At 42.8% G+C, this 18,859-nt stretch carries 17 protein-coding genes and 1 riboswitch; of the genes, 6 read left to right on the forward strand and 11 right to left on the reverse strand.

Annotation, left to right across the window (positions count from 1 at the left end):
- Positions 1 to 162 precede the first annotated feature (162 nt).
- The 3 genes from QM865_RS07380 (at position 163) to serS (ending at position 3,389) form a co-directional block, all read left to right on the forward strand.
- Positions 163 to 1,527 carry an aspartate kinase gene (locus QM865_RS07380; protein WP_414306358.1) on the forward strand — a complete coding sequence of 455 codons (1,365 nt, stop codon included), beginning with the start codon at positions 163 to 165 and terminating at the stop codon, positions 1,525 to 1,527.
- 2 nt (positions 1,528 to 1,529) lie between these two features.
- Positions 1,530 to 1,901, forward strand: a complete 372-nt coding sequence (locus QM865_RS07385; protein WP_000079346.1) for a DUF956 family protein — start codon at positions 1,530 to 1,532, stop codon at positions 1,899 to 1,901.
- Between the two features lie 213 nt (positions 1,902 to 2,114).
- Entirely contained in the window at positions 2,115 to 3,389 is a 1,275-nt protein-coding gene (serS, locus tag QM865_RS07390; protein WP_414306359.1) for a serine--tRNA ligase, read from the forward strand.
- Between the two features lie 24 nt (positions 3,390 to 3,413).
- On the opposite strand, the gene QM865_RS07395 is transcribed toward serS, so the two are convergent.
- The 6 genes from QM865_RS07395 to zapA form a co-directional block, all read right to left on the reverse strand.
- Complete coding sequence (locus QM865_RS07395; RefSeq protein WP_265477164.1) at positions 3,414 to 4,313, reverse strand: TDT family transporter; 900 nt, start codon at positions 4,311 to 4,313, stop codon at positions 3,414 to 3,416.
- Between the two features lie 111 nt (positions 4,314 to 4,424).
- Entirely contained in the window at positions 4,425 to 4,973 is a 549-nt protein-coding gene (locus tag QM865_RS07400; RefSeq protein WP_265477172.1) for a carboxymuconolactone decarboxylase family protein, read from the reverse strand.
- A 131-nt stretch (positions 4,974 to 5,104) separates the two neighbouring features.
- Entirely contained in the window at positions 5,105 to 6,427 is a 1,323-nt protein-coding gene (locus QM865_RS07405) for a sodium:alanine symporter family protein (protein WP_265477165.1), read from the reverse strand.
- A 90-nt stretch (positions 6,428 to 6,517) separates the two neighbouring features.
- Positions 6,518 to 6,606: riboswitch (glycine riboswitch) on the reverse strand.
- Between the two features lie 163 nt (positions 6,607 to 6,769).
- Positions 6,770 to 9,106, reverse strand: a complete 2,337-nt coding sequence (locus QM865_RS07410) for an endonuclease MutS2 (protein WP_414306360.1) — start codon at positions 9,104 to 9,106, stop codon at positions 6,770 to 6,772.
- Positions 9,107 to 9,324: 218 nt separating this feature from the next.
- A complete protein-coding gene (locus QM865_RS07415) occupies positions 9,325 to 9,873 on the reverse strand; it encodes a CvpA family protein (protein WP_261059365.1) in 549 nt (182 codons plus the stop codon).
- Positions 9,870 to 10,172: a cell division protein ZapA gene (zapA, locus tag QM865_RS07420; protein ID WP_000002019.1), complete on the reverse strand. Its 303-nt coding sequence runs from the start codon at positions 10,170 to 10,172 to the stop codon at positions 9,870 to 9,872. Before zapA ends, QM865_RS07415 begins: the two co-directional genes overlap by 4 nt.
- Before the next feature lie 86 nt (positions 10,173 to 10,258).
- Here zapA and rnhC point away from each other — a divergent pair, with 86 nt between their 5' ends.
- From rnhC to QM865_RS07435, 3 genes are all read left to right on the forward strand, one after another.
- Positions 10,259 to 11,140 carry a ribonuclease HIII gene (gene rnhC / locus QM865_RS07425; RefSeq protein ID WP_261059367.1) on the forward strand — a complete coding sequence of 294 codons (882 nt, stop codon included), beginning with the start codon at positions 10,259 to 10,261 and terminating at the stop codon, positions 11,138 to 11,140.
- Between the two features lie 3 nt (positions 11,141 to 11,143).
- Entirely contained in the window at positions 11,144 to 11,758 is a 615-nt protein-coding gene (gene lepB, locus QM865_RS07430; RefSeq protein WP_261059369.1) for a signal peptidase I, read from the forward strand.
- Positions 11,759 to 12,001: 243 nt separating this feature from the next.
- Entirely contained in the window at positions 12,002 to 14,368 is a 2,367-nt protein-coding gene (locus tag QM865_RS07435) for an ATP-dependent RecD-like DNA helicase (RefSeq protein WP_261059370.1), read from the forward strand.
- Between the two features lie 152 nt (positions 14,369 to 14,520).
- Here the strand turns inward: QM865_RS07435 and tig are convergent, their stop codons facing one another.
- The 5 genes from tig to liaF all read right to left on the reverse strand — a co-directional run bounded on the left by tig (position 14,521) and on the right by liaF (position 18,842).
- On the reverse strand, positions 14,521 to 15,804 hold the full coding sequence (gene tig, locus QM865_RS07440) for a trigger factor (protein ID WP_000116491.1): 1,284 nt from the start codon (positions 15,802 to 15,804) through the stop codon (positions 14,521 to 14,523).
- A gap of 83 nt (positions 15,805 to 15,887) precedes the next feature.
- Complete coding sequence (locus QM865_RS07445; RefSeq protein WP_261059372.1) at positions 15,888 to 16,505, reverse strand: DNA alkylation repair protein; 618 nt, start codon at positions 16,503 to 16,505, stop codon at positions 15,888 to 15,890.
- Positions 16,506 to 17,138: a response regulator gene (locus tag QM865_RS07450; RefSeq protein ID WP_261059373.1), complete on the reverse strand. Its 633-nt coding sequence runs from the start codon at positions 17,136 to 17,138 to the stop codon at positions 16,506 to 16,508.
- 13 nt (positions 17,139 to 17,151) lie between these two features.
- A complete protein-coding gene (locus QM865_RS07455) occupies positions 17,152 to 18,147 on the reverse strand; it encodes a sensor histidine kinase (protein ID WP_261059376.1) in 996 nt (331 codons plus the stop codon).
- Positions 18,144 to 18,842, reverse strand: coding sequence for a cell wall-active antibiotics response protein LiaF (gene liaF, locus QM865_RS07460; RefSeq protein WP_261059377.1), 699 nt, complete (start codon positions 18,840 to 18,842; stop codon positions 18,144 to 18,146). Before liaF ends, QM865_RS07455 begins: the two co-directional genes overlap by 4 nt.
- Positions 18,843 to 18,859 lie beyond the last annotated feature (17 nt).

Genomic DNA, 18,859 nt, shown 5'->3' on the forward strand with positions numbered 1-18,859 from the left:
AAGTATATATTTTTTAAAACTCGAAAGCAAGGAAAAATCAGCTGAAAGTGTCTCGGCCGATAAGAAAGGCTCACTTTGTCCTAGAAAGCATCTCATTTTCTTCATTGAAAAAAGGCTTTCTTTCTGCTATAATCGTATAAAATACTTACTTTAGGAGTTCTTATGAAAGTTGTTAAATTTGGAGGTAGCTCACTTGCCTCTGCTGGTCAATTAGAAAAAGTTTTAAACATCGTCAAAAGCGATCCAGAGCGTCGTTTTGTAGTTGTTTCTGCACCTGGGAAACGCAATGCTGAAGATACTAAGGTGACGGATGCCTTGATTAAATACTACCGCGACTATGTTGCTGGTAACGATATTAGCAAGAGCCAAAACTGGATTATCGACCGCTATGCTGCTATGGTTAGTGAACTAGGACTGAAACCTGCTGTTTTAGAAAAAATCTCTAAAAGCATTCGTGCCTTGGCCACTCTTCCTATCGAAGAAAATGAATTTCTCTATGATACCTTCCTAGCAGCCGGTGAAAATAACAATGCTAAATTGATTGCAGCCTATTTTAACCAAAATGGCCTCGATGCACGCTATGTTCACCCTAGAGAAGCTGGTATTGTGGTCACAAGTGAACCTGGCAACGCTCGCATCATTCCATCAAGTTATGACAAGATTGAAGAATTGACAAATGCCAATGAAGTCCTTGTCATTCCTGGTTTCTTTGGTGTTACTAAGGAAAATCAAATCTGTACTTTCTCACGTGGAGGTTCAGACATTACGGGTTCTATCATTGCTGCTGGTGTCAAAGCTGACCTTTATGAAAACTTTACGGATGTTGATGGTATCTTTGCAGCCCACCCAGGAATTATTCACCAACCACACTCAATCCCTGAGTTGACCTACCGTGAAATGCGTGAATTGGCCTATGCAGGATTCTCAGTTCTTCATGACGAAGCCCTTTTACCTGCCTACCGTGGAAAAATCCCTCTGGTTATTAAGAATACCAATAACCCTGACCACCCAGGTACTCGTATCGTTCTAAAACATAGTAGTGATGAATTCCCAGTAGTAGGAATTGCTGGTGACTCTGGTTTTGTCAGCATCAACATGTCTAAATACCTCATGAACCGTGAGGTGGGATTTGGACGCAAGGTTCTTCAAATCCTTGAAGACCTTAACATCGGTTGGGAACACATGCCGACAGGTATCGACGATCTTTCGATTATCCTCCGTTCTCGTGAACTAACTCCTATCAAGGAAGAAGAAATCCTTCGTCAGTTGGTTCAAAAAGCTGAGGTAGACCATGCAGAAATCGAACACGACCTTTCAATCATTATGATTGTTGGTGAAAAGATGAAGAGCCATATCGGAGTGACTGCTACTGCAACACGCGCTCTATCTGAAAACAAGATCAACATCCAGATGATGTCTCAAGGTTCTAGTGAAGTTTCTATCATGTTCGTTGTCAATAAAGACCAAGAAAAAGCAGCTATTAAAGCCCTTTACAGTGCCTTTTTTGGCGAAAGTAAGGAAGACTAGACATGGCCCAATCTCTTAACAAAACAGTGCTTCTCAATACAACAGGCACCTCCTACCTCTCTATAGCTGGAAAAGTTGGGAAATTTCTTGTCGGAGATCAAGCTCTGGAATTTTACCCAGATGTCAACGTCGAACAATTTATCCAGATTCCTTGGAACCATATCAACCAAATTGGAGCTAATGTTACTGGTCGCAAAATCAGTCGCCACTTCGAAGTCTTTACAGACAGAGGAAAATTCCTCTTTGCCTCAAAAGACTCAGGTGCCATTCTTAAAATTGCTCGCGAAAAACTGGGCAATGACAAGGTCGTCAAACTTCCGACCCTGATTCAGACAATTAGCCAAAAATTTAAGAATCTATTTGCAAAAAAGTAGAAACTTTAGTATAATCATAGCAACGGATAAGTAGGTTATCTTCTTCTTTCAGAAAGTCTGCGGGTGCTGCGAGCAGATAGGAGGGATAGGTGAAATTCTACCGTTAGTAACAATTACATACACAATCAAGTGCACACCTGTGAAGTTGGATGGAACCGTGGCCCTGCCACTCCAACGCTTTGTCAGGGGTGCTTTTTTCATAAAGGAGTTCTTATGTTAGATATCAAACGTATTCGTACAGACTTTGATGCTGTCGCAGAAAAATTGGCTACACGTGGTGTAGATGCTGCTATCTTGAATGAGATGAAAGAAATCGATGCTAAACGTCGTGACATCTTGGTCAAGGTCGAAACTCTCAAAGCAGAACGTAACACAGTTTCTGCTGAGATTGCTCAAGCCAAACGCAACAAAGAAAATGCAGATGATAAGATTGCTGCCATGCAAAATCTATCTGCTGAAGTCAAAGCCTTGGATGCTGAATTGGCAGAAATCGATGCTAAATTGACAGAATTTACCACTACTCTTCCAAATATCCCAGCTGACAGCGTTCCTATTGGAGCTGATGAAGACGACAATGTGGAAGTTCGTCGTTGGGGCACTCCACGCGAGTTTGACTTCGAACCAAAAGCTCACTGGGATCTTGGTGAATATCTTGGTATCCTTGACTGGGAACGCGGTGGTAAGGTAACAGGCGCTCGCTTCCTCTTCTATAAAGGCCTCGGTGCTCGTTTGGAACGTGCTATCTACAACTTTATGTTGGATGAGCATGGAAAAGAAGGCTATACGGAAGTCATCACACCTTACATGGTTAACCATGATTCTATGTTTGGTACTGGTCAATATCCAAAATTCAAGGAAGACACTTTTGAACTCAGTGACAGCAATTATGTCCTTATTCCTACAGCTGAAGTGCCTCTAACAAACTACTACCGTGATGAAATCCTTGACGGAAAGGACCTACCAATCTACTTCACTGCTATGAGCCCATCATTCCGTTCTGAGGCTGGTTCTGCTGGTCGTGATACTCGTGGCTTGATTCGTCTGCACCAATTCCACAAGGTTGAAATGGTTAAATTTGCCAAACCAGAAGAATCTTACGAAGAATTGGAAAAAATGACAGCCAACGCTGAAAACATCCTTCAAAAACTCAACCTTCCATACCGTGTCGTTGCCCTCTCTACTGGAGATATGGGCTTCTCAGCTGCGAAAACTTACGACTTGGAAGTTTGGATTCCAGCGCAAAACAATTACCGTGAAATCTCAAGCTGTTCAAACACAGAAGATTTCCAAGCCCGTCGTGCCCAAATCCGTTACCGTGATGAAGCAGATGGCAAGGTGAAACTCCTTCATACCTTGAACGGTTCTGGACTTGCAGTTGGACGTACAGTAGCTGCTATTCTTGAAAACTACCAAAATGAGGATGGTTCTGTGACCATCCCAGAAGCTCTTCGTCCATACATGGGTGGAGCTGAAGTTATCAAACCATAAAAAATAAGGTTTAGCTATTTTTAGCTAGACCTTTTTTCGTAACCAAATCAGATAAGCGCCTAATACAAAGAATAAAATAGTTAGGCATATAACAGTTTCAGCCAATACCAGATAATCCAGAAATGGAAGTTTCAAGATTCCCTGAGCCATCTTGAGCGAGGTAGCCGTGATAATGGTTGGGAAGGTGAGGGCTGAGAAGGCTGGTTGAAAGCCTTGTTTTAAAATATTGGGCAGGCGAGTTAAAACAAAGAAAAAGAAGGATTGAGAAGCCAAAATCATGGCAATCAAGAGCCAAGTCGGTAGGCTGGCTCCTCCAACTCGAACCAGGGAAGCCAAGAGCAGAGAGAAAGGAGCACAGTAGATTCCTTCTTGCCCAAGCAAGGCAACTGGGAGCGGATGTTTCTTTAAATCGCTATAAATAAGCGGGTAGAGATAAAATGTCAAGAGAAACCCAAAACTCAAAGTCGCATAGGCAATCTCGATAATGCCTACCAGAGGATAAGTCAAGGCAGCCACTGCTATCCCCACATAGAGAACCGTCCAGCTTGGAGTCGCATTGACTCTCTTACCTGGACAGGCAAATTTAACTGTGAAACCAGCAATCAAGGCCAAATCCAAGAGAAATGAAAACCACCAGATCCCTTGCGCTACCAAAGGAAAATGAGGAAACAAGCGAAAGACATAGGTCGATAAAATCATTCCAGCCATAGGAAAAGTGGCCATTCCTGACAAAAGAGGAGGCTTGGTCAATTCTTGCTTGGTTTCTTTCCAATTAAACAGATGCAGAATTAAAAAGTAAACCCACAAAATCAAACCTGACAAACTCAGTATATGTGACAGAACTGGCAACATATCTAAAACGAGATTCCCAGCTCCTGCCAAACCTAACAAACAACCAGAAAATACTAAGGGGAGTTTTTTCATCCTAACCTCCAATAATCATGTTAGTTTCAGTATAGCATAAAAGCGCTTAAATGAGGACTTAAAAAAACGAAGTCCGTGGATTTCAGACTTCATTTTTTGATCAGATATAAATTAAGCATAAGGTTGCAATTCTGGGTTAATTGGGGTATTGGCTAGATTGTTAGCATAGTTACAGAGGCTTGCTAAGCTGACACCAAGAACCACATCCAAGGCATTTTGGTGGGTATAGCCAACTTCTAAAAACTCAGACAAGGCTTCATCTCCTACACGACCCTTGGTATTGATGACTGCCAAGGTAAACTTAGCTAGGGTATCCAATTTAGGATCTTTTTCAATCGGAGTACGATTACGAAGGGCTTGAAGCAGGTCATCATTCATCTGGATTTGTTTGATGGAAAAGGCTGTGTGACCTGCGACACAGAAGGCACAACCATTAGTTACGGCTGCCGTGATTTGCACCACTTCACGCTCAACAGGTGTCAAGCTGTTGCGACGGTTGATAGCTCCGACAGTTCTGTAGGCTTCTAGGGCAGTAGGTGCATTAGCCAAGAGTCCGATTAGATTTGGAATAAAGCCATTGTTGTCTTTTTCTACTGTTTCAAGAACCTCTTTCACTTCTGCTGGCGCTGATTCGACTGTATGGATAGTAAATGTTGTCATCATAAAACCTCTTTTCATTTTGTTGAAACCTAGTCTATCACAGATTCTATACCGTGTATAATATATATTTTAAATTGCATCGATAGAAATTTTTTATGAAAGCAAAAAATCACACGAGCTGTGTGATTTCATTATTTATCAAAATACTTTTTAGTCTCAGCAATAACGACTGGCGACAAGACTAAAAGGGCAATCAAGTTTGGCAGAGCCATCAAAGCGTTGACGATATCTGCGATAATCCAAACCATATCCAACTCGATAAATCCTCCTAGTAAGACCATGAGCACAAAAATCACACGGTAGAGCCAGATAAAACGAACACCAAAGAGGAACTCGAAACAGCGTTCTCCATAGTAGTTCCAACCTAGAATCGTTGTAAAGGCAAAGAGTACAAGGAAAATGGTCAAGAGGGCAGGCCCAAAGTGTGAAAAGACTGTTGAGAAGGCTGACTGAGTCAAAGCCACTCCATTCAAGTCACTATTCCATACTCCAGTTACCAAGATGGTCAAACCAGTTAGAGTACAAATGATGAGGGTATCAATAAAGGTTCCTGTCATGGAAATCAAACCTTGCTCTACTGGTTCATTTGTCTTAGCTGCAGCAGCTGCAATGGGAGCAGAACCTAGACCAGATTCGTTTGAAAAGACACCACGCGCCACACCATTTTGGATAGCCATCCGAATGCTAGCACCAGCAAATCCACCTATCGCAGCAACAGGACTAAAAGCGGATGTCAAGATTAAAGCGATTGTAGAAGGAATTTTCCCGATATTAAAGAAAATAACTGTAAGAGTTCCCAAAATATAGATGATGGCCATAAAAGGAACAACAGTAGTTGAAACCTTTGAAATAGACTTGAGTCCGCCAAAAACGGCAATCGCTACTAAGACAGACAAAACGAGAGCCGTGATAGCTGGCGAAATAGTCGTTGTATTTTGGATAGATTCTGTAATCGAGTTGACTTGGGTGAAGGTTCCGATTCCTAACAAAGCTACTAAGACACCTGCGATAGCAAAGAAGATAGCAAGTGGTCTCCACTTTTCTCCCATACCCAAAAGTATATAGTGCATGGGACCTCCTGCAACAGCACCGTTATCGTCTTTAGTCCTGTATTTAATAGCTAATAAACCTTCCGCATACTTGGTTGCCATTCCAAAGAAAGCCGCCATCCACATCCAAAAGAGAGCTCCTGGTCCACCGACCTTGATAGCTGTCGCCACCCCGATAATATTTCCCGTACCAACTGTCGCTGCTAGGGCTGTACACAAGGCCGCAAAACTGGATACATCCCCATGCCCCTTATCCTTAATAAAAATAAGCTGAAAGGCCTTAGAGAGACGCAAAACCTGCAAAAGTCCTAAACGGGCAGTTAGGTAAATCCCTGTTCCGACCAATAAAATCAAGAGGGGTGGACCCCAAGCAAAAGCATCAATTGATTTAAGCAATTCTAACATTTCCTTCTCCTATCTTTTCAACCCCAAAAGAAAGAGCACATGCAAGATACATGTACTCTGGAATGCTTAGATAAATGCTAAAAAGCGGTCTATCCTAGCTCTGTCCTTTTACCTGAGAGTTTGAGCAGTTGCCTGCCTTGCCCCTTCGGTGCCTTTACGGTCTCTCCAGAGTTCCGTCCATTTACAGTCATGGAAAATCAAACGATTCCCCACTTCTATTAAACTTCATTCGGTGTTGGTATTTAATTGATTCTTATTTTACAAAAAATGTTGGCTTTTGTCAATGTGTTTATTAGTAAAACTTAATTCAACAGTTTTTACTGTGTAAATCCCGGAATACTTCTATCCTTTAAAAGTCACAATAGTTGCACCACTGCCTCCAGCATTTTGTGGGGCATAACCGAAACTCTTGACATGTTTGTTTCTTCGTAGGTATTTGGTCACTCCTTCACGGATGACACCTGTTCCGATACCATGGATGATATCAACTTGAGCCATATTATTAAGTAAAGCTTGATCGATAAAGGCATCTAGCTCATTCATAGCCTCTTCATAGCGTTTGCCTCGAAGGTCCAGTCTGGCTTGTGGACTACGACCAGAAGTTCGTTTCACAACATTGACTTGTTTCTTCTTGACTTGCTTTTCTTGCTGGGCTTGAACAAGGTCAAACTCTTTCTCTTCCAAGGTCATCTTAATCAAACCGACTTGGGCTTCCCAGCGACCGTCCTTGAGTTGACTGGTCAAGGTACCACGCTGGCCATAACTGAGCACCACGATATCATCTCCCACCTTTGGAGCTCGTTTTTTCTTGGCCTTTTGAAGGACCTTGTTTTTGGACAAGTCTACTTTTTCAGGAGCCAATTTTTTCAGCTTGGCCTTGGCTTCAATGATTTCATGGGGCTTGAGTTGAGATTTACTGTGGAGATTTTTAAGAATCTGGTCACTCTCACTTAGGGCCATGTCCACAATCTCAGCAGCCTGTTCACGCGCTTTATTGAGCTCCGTTTCTTTTTCACGATTGAGCTCATTGTAGAGCTTTTTGAGAGCGCGGTTCATCTTGAGATTTTCTTGCTCCACCTCACGGATATTGTCCAAGCGTTTGCGACTTTCTAGCGTCTGCTCTTCCAGTTGCTCAATGATACGATTGACATCATTGTCCTGATCAACCTGCTGGCTGGCATCCCCTACGATAACTTCAGATAGGCCCAGACGTTTGGCAATCTCAAAGGCATTGCTTCGGCCAGGAACGCCCTGCATAAAGCGATAGGTCGGGCGAAGAGTTGCAGTATCAAACTCCATGCTGGCATTTTGCACAAAGGCTGTCTCAATACCGTAGGCCTTGAGTTCTGGATAGTGGGTCGTCGCCATAGTCTTGACTTGACGCAGGCGAAGATCCTCCAGAATAGCCATGGCAAGAGCGGCTCCCTCTTGGGGATCAGTACCAGCCCCCAACTCATCCAAGAGCAAGAGCGAATGCTGGTTGACCTTGCCAAGAATGTCCACAATATTAGTCATGTGGCTAGAGAAGGTAGACAAGCTCTGCTCAATAGATTGCTCATCCCCAATATCAGCAAAGATTTCTTCAAAAATACCCACACGGCTTCCCTCGTCTGCCAAAATCGGCAAACCAGACTGGGCCATAACCTGCGTCAAGCCCAGAGTTTTAAGCATGATGGTCTTCCCACCTGTATTGGGACCTGTAATGACAATCGCTGTTAAATCTTGACCAAAATGGACATCATTTGCGACGGCATTTTTGACCAAAGGATGGCAGACATGGAGCAGTTGAATTTCTTGATTTTCTGACAGCTGAGGCACGACTGCTTGCCTTTCTTGGATAAAGCGGACCTTGGCACGAATCAAGTCCAGATGGCCAATAATCCAAGCATCATTGGCAATCTCAGCCGCATGAGGGCGAACACGCTCAGAGATTTCTTGGAGAATGCGAAGCATTTCATAACGCTCATCTGCTCGCAAACTAGCAATTTCTTCGCTCAGTTTGACCACCTCACGGGGTTCGATATAGACGGTGTTTCCACTAGCAGAAATATCATGAACGACACCTGCAATCTTATTGCGGTAGGTGTTTTTGACTGGTAAAACCTGACGACCATTTCTGCTGGCAACAATCCCTTCTGTCAACATCTGCGCTTTTTGCTTGAGCAAATCTTGCAAGACATCGCGTACCTGACTCTCGCTATCATGGATTTTTCTACGGATTCGTGCCAATTCTTCACTGGCAAAATTTTCAATGAAACCTGCATCATTAAAGGCTTGTAAATTTCCTTGTAATTGCGGAAAATCGTGTAATTTTTGAAACCAAAGGGCTAATTCTCCCAAGCTGACATTTTCCAGATTGGCATAAAAACTTTGCAGTTCTCGGCTGGAAAGAAGTACGCGCTTCAAGAGGAGGAACTCCTCGATATTGAGATCCGCCCCCATCTCCAATCGCTTGCAGACTCCTGCGATTTCCTTAGTTGCTAGAATAGTAAAATGCGGTTGCTCGACGAAAAGAGCCTGCATTTCCTTCATCTCAGCAAAAGCCTGTTTGATTTTATCTGCTTTGGCAGTCGGAGCCAGCTGCCTCAATTGCTCCAAGCCCTGCTCAGTCAACAAATGGGGTTCAAACAAGGCCTTTACCTTATTGAACTCTAATGTTTCTAATATTTTCTTGTTCATCTTTATTTCCTTGTCTTTGAATGTCTAGGTGTGGTATACTCAATGAAAATCAAAAAGCAAACTAGGAAGCTAGCCTCAGGTTGCTCAAAACAGTGTTTTGAGGTTGCAAATGGAAGCTGACGTGGTTTGAAGAGATTTTCGAAGAGTATTAGCTTTTTACATTCTGATAGATTCGAGTCAAATCTGTAAACAAAGGGCTAGGAAAACTCCTGCCCTTTTTATCCGATTAAATTTGTCACCCAGATTTGTTTGAGCCAACTGGTTGTTACTGGTATGCTCTGGATGATGTGTTTTGCGACGATACTCTTTTCAAGAGGATTTTGTATAGCTGCCATGGGGATGGTCGCCAAGATGGTCAAGGCCATTTGTAAGACAAATAAGGTCACCAACATGGACAAGATCCCTGCTGAAACTTGGAACAACTTACCACCCAGTTTTTTACTAGGAATCAAGTGTAAGAGGAGACCAAGCAAACGACCGATGCTATAGACAATCCCAAATACAAGCAAGTAGCCGGTCCCTGCATAAAAGACCTTATCCAACTGAAAGAGTTGATCCGATGGGAAAAAGAAAGTCCCCTGACCTTCCTGCGGATTTGCATAAGGGAGCAATAAATGGAATTGTTCTCCCAGCCCCTTGTAAAACTGGCCAGCCATAAAAGCCGATGCCATGGCTGAAATCAGATAATAAACCTGTAAGAGCAGGCCTCTCCGATAGCCGATATAGAATCCCCAAGCCAAGACCAATAGAAGAAGGAGTGAAATCATAAGGAATCCTCAATCTTGCTCTGTTCTTGCTTACAAGTCACAAGCTTGTGACGGAGTTCTTCTAACTCTTGCTCCTTATCGTCAAATTCAATCTCACGGCTGAGTTGAGTTGACAAACAGTTGACTGCCAACAAAAGAGCGATTGTTTCATCATCTGCGCTAGGCATTTGTTCTTTAATTGCTTGGTATTTTTCTGTCGCAACCTTGGCGATTTCCTCCATAAAAAGGTTATCATGTTCGCTTGTCAAGGTTAATGATTTTTTCCCGAATGTAAATTTGAATCGATTTAGATTTGCCATAAAATTCACCTCACGATATTATACCAAAATTCGCTAATTTTGTCAGTTTTTACAAATTTGCCTGCTTTTATGGTACAATAGAAACTATGGCAAGTATAACACTCACACCAAGCGAAAAGGAGATCCAGGCTTTTCTTAAACACTATCAAACCAGTCTGGCTCCCAGTAAGAATCCCTATATCCGCTACTTTTTGAGGCTGCCTCAGGCAACGGCTTCTATCTATACTTCTGGAAAGGTCTTGCTTCAGGGTGAAGGGGCTGAGAAATACGCCAGTTTCTTTGGCTATCAAGTTGTAGAGCAAACCAGCGGACAAAATCTCCCTTTGATCGGGACGGATGAGGTAGGGAATGGTTCCTACTTTGGTGGACTGGCTGTCGTGGCTTCCTTTGTCACACCTGACCAGCATGCCTTCTTGCGAAAACTCGGTGTGGGAGATTCTAAAACTCTGACCGACCAAAAGATTCGTCAGATTGCCCCTATCCTCAAAGAAAAAATCCAACACCAGGCACTGCTTCTCTCACCAAGCAAGTACAACGAGGTCATCGGAGAACGCTACAATGCTGTTTCGGTTAAAGTTGCCCTCCATAACCAGGCAATCTATCTCCTTCTTCAAAAAGGCATTCAGCCTGAGAAAATTGTGATTGATGCCTTTACCAGTGCTAAAAATTATGACAAGTACTTGGCACAAGAGGCCAATCGTTTCAGCAATCCTATCAGCTTAGAAGAAAAGGCCGAGGGCAAATACTTGGCTGTCGCAGTTTCTTCTATCATTGCGCGTGATCTCTTTCTGGAAAATCTTGAAAATCTGGGACGAGAACTGGGCTATCAACTTCCAAGTGGAGCTGGAACGGCTTCTGACAAGGTGGCTAGCCAGATTTTGCAAGCCTATGGTATGCAGGGTCTCAACTTCTGCGCCAAACTGCACTTTAAAAATACTGAAAAAGCGAAAAAACGCTTAGAAAGGTAAGTTATGAATTCATTTAAAAATTTCCTAAAAGAGTGGGGAGTGTTCCTCCTGATTCTGTCATTATTAGCTTTAAGCCGTATCTTTTTCTGGAGTAACGTTCGTGTAGAAGGACATTCCATGGATCCAACTCTAGCAGATGGTGAAATCCTCTTTGTTGTCAAACACCTCCCTATTGACCGTTTTGATATCGTGGTGGCTCATGAGGAAGATGGCAATAAGGATATCGTTAAGCGCGTGATTGGAATGCCTGGCGACACCATCCGTTACGAAAACGATAAACTTTACATCAATGATAAAGAGACGGACGAGCCTTACCTAGCTGACTACATCAAACGTTTCAAGGATGACAAACTCCAAAGCACCTACTCAGGTAAAGGGTTTGAAGGAAATAAAGGAACTTTCTTTAGAAGTATCGCTCAAAAAGCGCAAGCCTTCACAGTTGATGTCAACTATAATACCAACTTTAGCTTTACTGTCCCAGAAGGAGAATACCTTCTCCTCGGAGATGACCGCTTGGTTTCGAGCGACAGCCGCCATGTAGGTACTTTTAAAGCAAAAGATATCACAGGGGAAGCTAAATTCCGCTTCTGGCCAATCACCCGTATCGGAACATTTTAAGAGACCTAAGAGGCCGAGAATCAAGAATCTCAGCCTCTTCTTCTATCGTGAGAATATGATTATTCACTATCCAGTTTGATTAAGATAGAAACAAAGTTATACTCAATGAAAATCAAAGAGCAAACTAGGAAGCTAGCCGCAGGTTGCTCAAAACAGTGTTTTGAGGTTGCAGATGAAAGCTGACGTGGTTTGAAGAGATTTTCGAAGAGTATTAACTCTCACCTATTTATGCAAAGGAATCTTATGGAAGTTTATTTTTCAGGAACCATTGAACGGATTATTTTTGAAAATCCCAGCAATTTTTATCGCATCCTCCTCCTAGAAATCGAAGATACGGACGCAGAAGATTTTGATGATTTTGAAATTATTGTCACCGGCACCATGGCTGATGTGATTGAGGGAGAAGACTATACTTTTTGGGGACAAATTGTCCAGCACTCCAAGTATGGGGAGCAACTGCAAATCAGTCGTTATGAACGTGCAAAACCAACTAGCAAGGGCTTGGTCAAGTACTTTTCAAGTAGCCATTTCAAGGGAATTGGTCTCAAGACAGCTCAGAAAATCGTGGATACCTATGGCGACAATACCATTGACGAAATTCTGCAACACCCAGAAAAGCTAGAAGGCATCTCAGGACTCTCTGCCAAAAATCGCGAGGCTTTCGTCTCCACTCTTCGTCTCAACTACGGAACAGAGATGGTTTTGGCAAAACTAGCCAACTACGGCATTCCTAACAAACTAGCCTTCCAGATTCAAGACTTTTACAAGGAAGAAACTCTTGATGTGGTTGAAAATTATCCCTATCAGCTGGTTGAGGATATCAAGGGCTTGGGCTTTACTATTGCTGACCAATTAGCGGAGGAACTAGGCATCGAAAGTCAGGCTCCTGAACGCTTCCGCGCCGGTCTAGTTCACAGTCTTTTTCAGGCCTGTATGGAAACAGGGGACACCTATGTTGAAGCACGGGATCTGCTAGAACAAACCCTTACTCTCCTTGAGTCTTCCCGCCCCGTGGAACTGGATCCCAGCCAAGTGGCCCAAGAACTCTCCTACCTGATCGAAGAAGACAAGGTTCAGCAGATTGATACCAAAATTTTTGACAACAGCCTCTTTTTCGCTGAGGAAGGCATCCGCAGTCACTTGGTTCGTATCCTTGAAAAAGGAAAACAGAAGAGCCAGGATTTAGAAACCATTCAAAAACATATCACTACTGTCGAGCAAGAACTGGAGATTGAGTATGATCACATTCAAAAACAAGCTATCTGTGATGCTATCCAAAACAAGGTCTTTATCCTAACAGGTGGACCTGGTACTGGTAAAACAACTGTTATCAATGGGATCATCGCTGTATATGCCCTTTTAGAAGGACTTGACCTCAGGAAAAAAAGCAATCTGCCCATTCTTCTTGCTGCTCCAACTGGACGAGCAGCTCGTCGCATGAATGAATTGACAGGCTTGCCTAGCGCGACTATACACCGCCACTTGGGAATGACAGGTGACGATGATACCAGTCATCTGGAAGATTATCTGGATGCCGACTTTATCATCGTGGATGAATTTTCCATGGTGGATACTTGGCTGGCCAATCAACTCTTCTCCAACATCTCTTCTAACAGTAAAATTCTCATCGTGGGAGACAGTGACCAGCTACCGTCTGTCAGTCCTGGACAGGTTCTAGCTGACCTGCTTCATATTCCTTTGATTCCTCAGACTCGCTTGGAAAAAATTTATCGGCAAAGCGAAGAATCAACCATCGTCACCCTAGCTAGTCAAATTCGACAGGGCATCTTGCCAGCCGATTTCACCCAGAAAAAAGCAGACCGTTCCTACTTTGAAATTGCTAGCGGCCATATTCCAGCTACCATTGAAAAGATCTTAGGCGCTGCCCTCAGAAGTGGCATCCCTGCCCGTGATATCCAAGTTCTGGCTCCCATGTACCGAGGGACAGCAGGGATTGATGCTATCAACCAGCTCATGCAAGACCTGCTCAATCCACCACAAAAAGATCAACTTAGTTTTGAAGCTCCCCAGTGCCACTATCGCAAGGGAGACAAGGTCATTCACTTGGTCAACGATGCTGAAATCAATGTCTTTAATGGGGATCTAGGAGCCATCACAGACCTGATTCCTGGTAAATACACCGAGTCGAAACAAGATGAGATTGTCATTGATTTTGATGGCAATGAGGTCTCTTACCCACGTAACGAATGGTATAAGATTCGTTTGGCCTATGCCATGAGTATCCATAAGTCTCAGGGAAGTGAGTTCCCTGTTGTCATCCTACCAATCACCAGTGCTAGTAGGCGTATGCTGGAGCGAAATCTCATCTATACAGCCATTACACGCGCCAAAAGCAAGCTTATCTTACTAGGCGAATTACAGGCCTTTGACTATGCTACCCAGCACATCGGAACTGCCCGAAAAACCTATCTGATTGAACGCTTCAGTGATTTATTGGAGAATGTTGAAGAAAAGCAACAAACTGTCTCAGAAACTACCACATCAAGTGCATCTGAACAATCCTACATCCTGACCGAAGAAAATTGGGACAGCATCCCCGCCATGATTGGGATTACAGACGCAGACCTCAAAGAGATTTTTGGAAAATAGTGCATAAGAAAACCCACCAATTCAGGTGGGATTTTTGTTTATTAATACTCAATGAAAATCAAAGAGCAAACTAGGAAGCTAGCCGCAAGCTGTACTTGAGTACGGTAAGGCGACGCTGACGTGGTTTGAAGAGATTTTCGAAGAGTATAAGATTATTTAACTGTTGCTGTGCTTGTAATCAATTCAACAGCTTTTTTGATTGTGATATCGTGTTTCAACATATCAGCTGAAAGCAAGCTTTGTACTTGAGCAACTTCCATGTTGTAGTCTGCTGCCAATTGCTCAACTTCTTTTTGGATTTCTTCTTCTGAAGCGTCAAATCCTTCAGCTTTGGCAACTGCTTCGATAACAAGGTTAGTCTTAGTACGTGACTCAGCTTCTGCTTGGTATTGATTGTGAAGGTCTTCTTGAGTAGTTCCAGTGATTTGGAAGTACATGTCAGGGTTGATACCTTGACGTTGCAAGTTTCCAAGGAATTCGTTTACTGAGCGGTGAACTTCTTCATGAATCATTTCTTCTGGAAGTTCTACGATTTCAGCGTTTTCTACAGCTTTATCAATTGCTGCACCTTCAACTGCATCTTTGTAAGCTTCTTCTTTAGCAGCAGCCAATTCGTTACGGTATTTTTCTTTCAATTCAGCAAGTGTTTCAACTTCTTCGTCGATGTCTTTTGCAAGTTCATCGTCAAGAGCTGGAACTTCTTTAGCTTTTACTTCGTGGATAGTTGTTACGAATTTAGCTTCTTTACCTGCAAGGTCTTCTGCTTGGTAGTCTTCTGGGAATGTTACGATAACGTCAACAGTTTCACCAGCTGAGTGACCTACCAATTGGTCTTCGAAACCAGGGATGAATTGACCTGAACCAAGTCCAAGTGAGAAGTTTTCACCTTTTCCGCCGTCAAATTCAACACCGTCGATAGAACCAACAAAGTCAATCACAACAGTATCACCGTTTTCAGCAGCAGCTTCTTTGATAACCAATTCAGCCAAGTTGTTGCGTTCACGTTCGATACGCTCTTCAACGTCAGCGTCTGTTACTTCTTTTTCTACATCAACTGATACTTCAAGGTTTTTGTAGTCACCCAATTTTACTTCAGGTTTTGTAACAACTTCAGCAGTGATAACCCAGTCTTGACCTTTTTCCATTGAAGTTACGTCAATTTTTGGTTGAGCAACCACTTCAAGACCAGCTTCTTTTACAGCTGCTTCATAAGCATTTGGCAAAAGAGCGTTCATAACGTCTTGATAAAGTGACTCTTCACCAAATTTTTTGTCGAAGATAGGACGTGGAAGGTGACCTTTACGGAAACCTGGAACATTAAGAGATTTCTTCACTGAGTTGAAGACACGATCCAATTCTGGTTTGATTTGGTCTTGAGAGATAGTGAAAGTCAAGACACCACGGTTTGTTTCTTTGTTTTCAAATGATACAGACATTCTGTCATTTCTCCTTAAAATTTTTTAAATACAGTCTATTATAACATAAATGAGCGACTTTTTTCAAGTAATGAATGTGCTTTTCAATGATGGGAGAGGTACTTGCTTGCTTCTTTGATACTAAGTTCAGCCATTCTTTCCTTGTTTTTCTCAATGAAGCATGCTACCCAAGCTGGATTCGTTTTGGAGTAGTCTCTCAGAGCCCAGCCAATGGCTTTATTGATAAAGAATTCTGTTTGATTCAAATTATGAAGCAGAATCTTTTCCATTAACTGAACATTGGTCTTCTCTTTTCTTAACAACTGGTGGTCAATAGCGACTCGTCTCAGCCAGATATTGTCTGACAGGCTCCATTGGAGGATTATTTTTTCCAGTTCCTGCTTCTCATACACCCAACTCCCTACTACTCGATCTAGGATATCCACCGTATCCCACCAAGACTTGGTAACAACCAACTGCTCTAGTTTAGGCAAATCGCTGTCCTTTAGATAAGAATGCATTGCTTTCAAATAATTGGCAGCCACATACTGGTATTCTCTAGACTCTTTTTCCCAGCAAGTATCTACAAAATCCCAATCGATAATCTTTGTTTTTTTCGCTTCTAGAAAGGAAAATTGATGGCGCATATAGGCCTCCATAGGCCATGCTTTTTTAGGATCTTTTGCTGCTTCTAACTCCTCAAGTAAATCTGTTAGACTCATCTAAAACTCCTCATGCCCCACCAAGTGGTGCTGAAAAGCATAGACCGCAGCTTGTGTACGATCGCTAACCTCAAGTTTGGCAAGAATGTTAGACACGTGCGTCTTGACCGTCTTGAGAGAGATAAAAAGTTCGTCTGCGATGCGCTGATTTTCGTAGCCCTTGGCGATGAGTTGGAGAACATCTCGCTCACGCGTAGTCAGGTCCTCATGTAGTTCTATGTGATTGCGATGGTATTCGACCTTCTTGCTGACCTCTTGTTCAATAGCCAGCTCGCCAGCAGCCACCTTACGGACGGCATGGAGCAGTTCGTCTGCACTAGAAGTCTTGAGCATATAGCCTTTGGCACCAGCATTCAAAACCGGCATGATTTTTTCATTGTCCAAGTAAGAAGTCACAATCAAAATCTTGGCTTCAGGCCATTCTTTGAGGATGGCCAAAGTCGCGTCAATTCCATTCATTTCAGGCATGACGATATCCATGACAATAACATCTGGACGCAATTTCAAGGCTAAGTCAACACCCTGAAACCCGTTGGACGCTTCCCCTACAACTTCTACATCGTCTTGGAGGTCAAAGTAGCTTTTCAAGCCCAATCGGACCATTTCATGGTCATCTACTAGTAAAATTTTCATCTTTACTCCTTTATCATTCCTTATCGAGCAGGGGAATACGGATATCAACTGCCAGCCCTTGCTTGGGAGCTGTTAATAACTGAACCGTCCCTGCCATATCTTCAACCCGCTCCTTGATATTGCGGAGTCCATAACTCAAGTCGTCTAAGCTCCCCAACTGGAAACCAAGCCCATTGTCCACCACCTTCAGCTGCAATTCAACATCTGTCTGATAGAGATAGACATCCAAGCAAGAGGCCTGGGCATGGCGGAGGGTATTGCTGATCAACTCTTGCAGGATACGGAAGATATGCTCCTCAATTTTCTTAGGTAATTTCGTTACATTTTGCTTAAGACTAACTCTGAGATCACTCTTGTCCTCAAGCTCTTTTAAGAGGATTTGAATTCCCTCAACCAGACTCTTTTGCTCCAGTTCAACTGGTCGCAAGTGCAGGAGCAAGACCCGCAAGTCCTTCTGGGCTGTTTCAAGGATGGCTGTGACGCTCTGCAACTGGGTCTGCATCTTTTCTCTATCCAATTTCAAAGACTGCTGGCTGACACCTGACAAAATCATGTGGGCCGCAAACAACTCCTGACTGACTGTATCGTGCAAATCCCGAGCAATCCGCTTCCGTTCTTTCTCGATGATTTCCTCTTCCTGAGCAAGACTCTGATTTTCTGCTTTTTGAAGAGCTTCTGTCAAAAGATTAAGTTTACCTGACAAGGACTTGAAACTGGCATCCAAATCTGGATCTGCAAGCTGAATCACTTCTTTCCCTGCCAACAAACGCTTGAGATTAGCCTGCATTTTTCTTAGAGAAAGCTCTTCCACACCTCGCCAAAACAGGGCTAAGAGAAAGGTCATGGACATACTGAATACCAACAACAAAAAAATAAATTTTTCTGTTTTTTCGACATCGTGCAAGAAAATAGACCAGTCAAAGTCAAGGATTTCCAGCAAACTGTGGGAGAAAAATAAGACAAACAGGATGGAAGTGAGAGTAATGATTACATAAGCTTGTTTTTTCATCCTCTGACCACCTCAACATCCCCAATCACAGTAGTCAAGAAAATCTTGACACTCTTATTACTCTTGAGATAGTCTCTTGTTTCTTGATGATAGTGTTCATTGCGGAGGGCTCGCTTGGGCTGGTTGAAAAAATTCAAATCCCCATAGAGACAATTAACACTGAGACTGACTTCTACATCTACAGGCACAATGATTTTGGTCGTGCCTACCATCTTTCTAAGGATAATAACATTGTCATGATTGGTTAGAATGACCCTCTCCAGATGAATAGTGTCCTTCCCCATGAGACGAAAGAGATTGATATCATCAAATTGGCAAGTCTGGTAACTTGAAAAATGATGGAGATTTCCAAACCAACGATTTTTCTCCTTCTTAACCGTCACCACCTCTTCAAAAACCAAATTGGTTTGCTCTTTTTCCTGATTCATCATCGGGTAAAGAAGAAAGAGACTGTATATAACCGCAACAAAAATAGCTAAAATCACAAAAGGATTGAGCATGACGATGAAAAAGAAGAGAATGGTTGCCACCACCAAAAGGAGGTTATTGCCCTCTTTACCAGTGTAATAGCGAATCAAAAGTAAAAAGAGGAATAGAATCAGCAGAAAACGCGAAAAATGCTCTGAAACCATCAACATCAGAGCTCCCGTCAACAGACAGGCTTCGATAAATAAAAAGATTTTAAATTTTCTCATAGGTTCATCCTCTCCCT

This window comes from Streptococcus mitis, from assembly GCF_047462815.1.
Taxonomy (GTDB): domain Bacteria; phylum Bacillota; class Bacilli; order Lactobacillales; family Streptococcaceae; genus Streptococcus; species Streptococcus mitis_DO.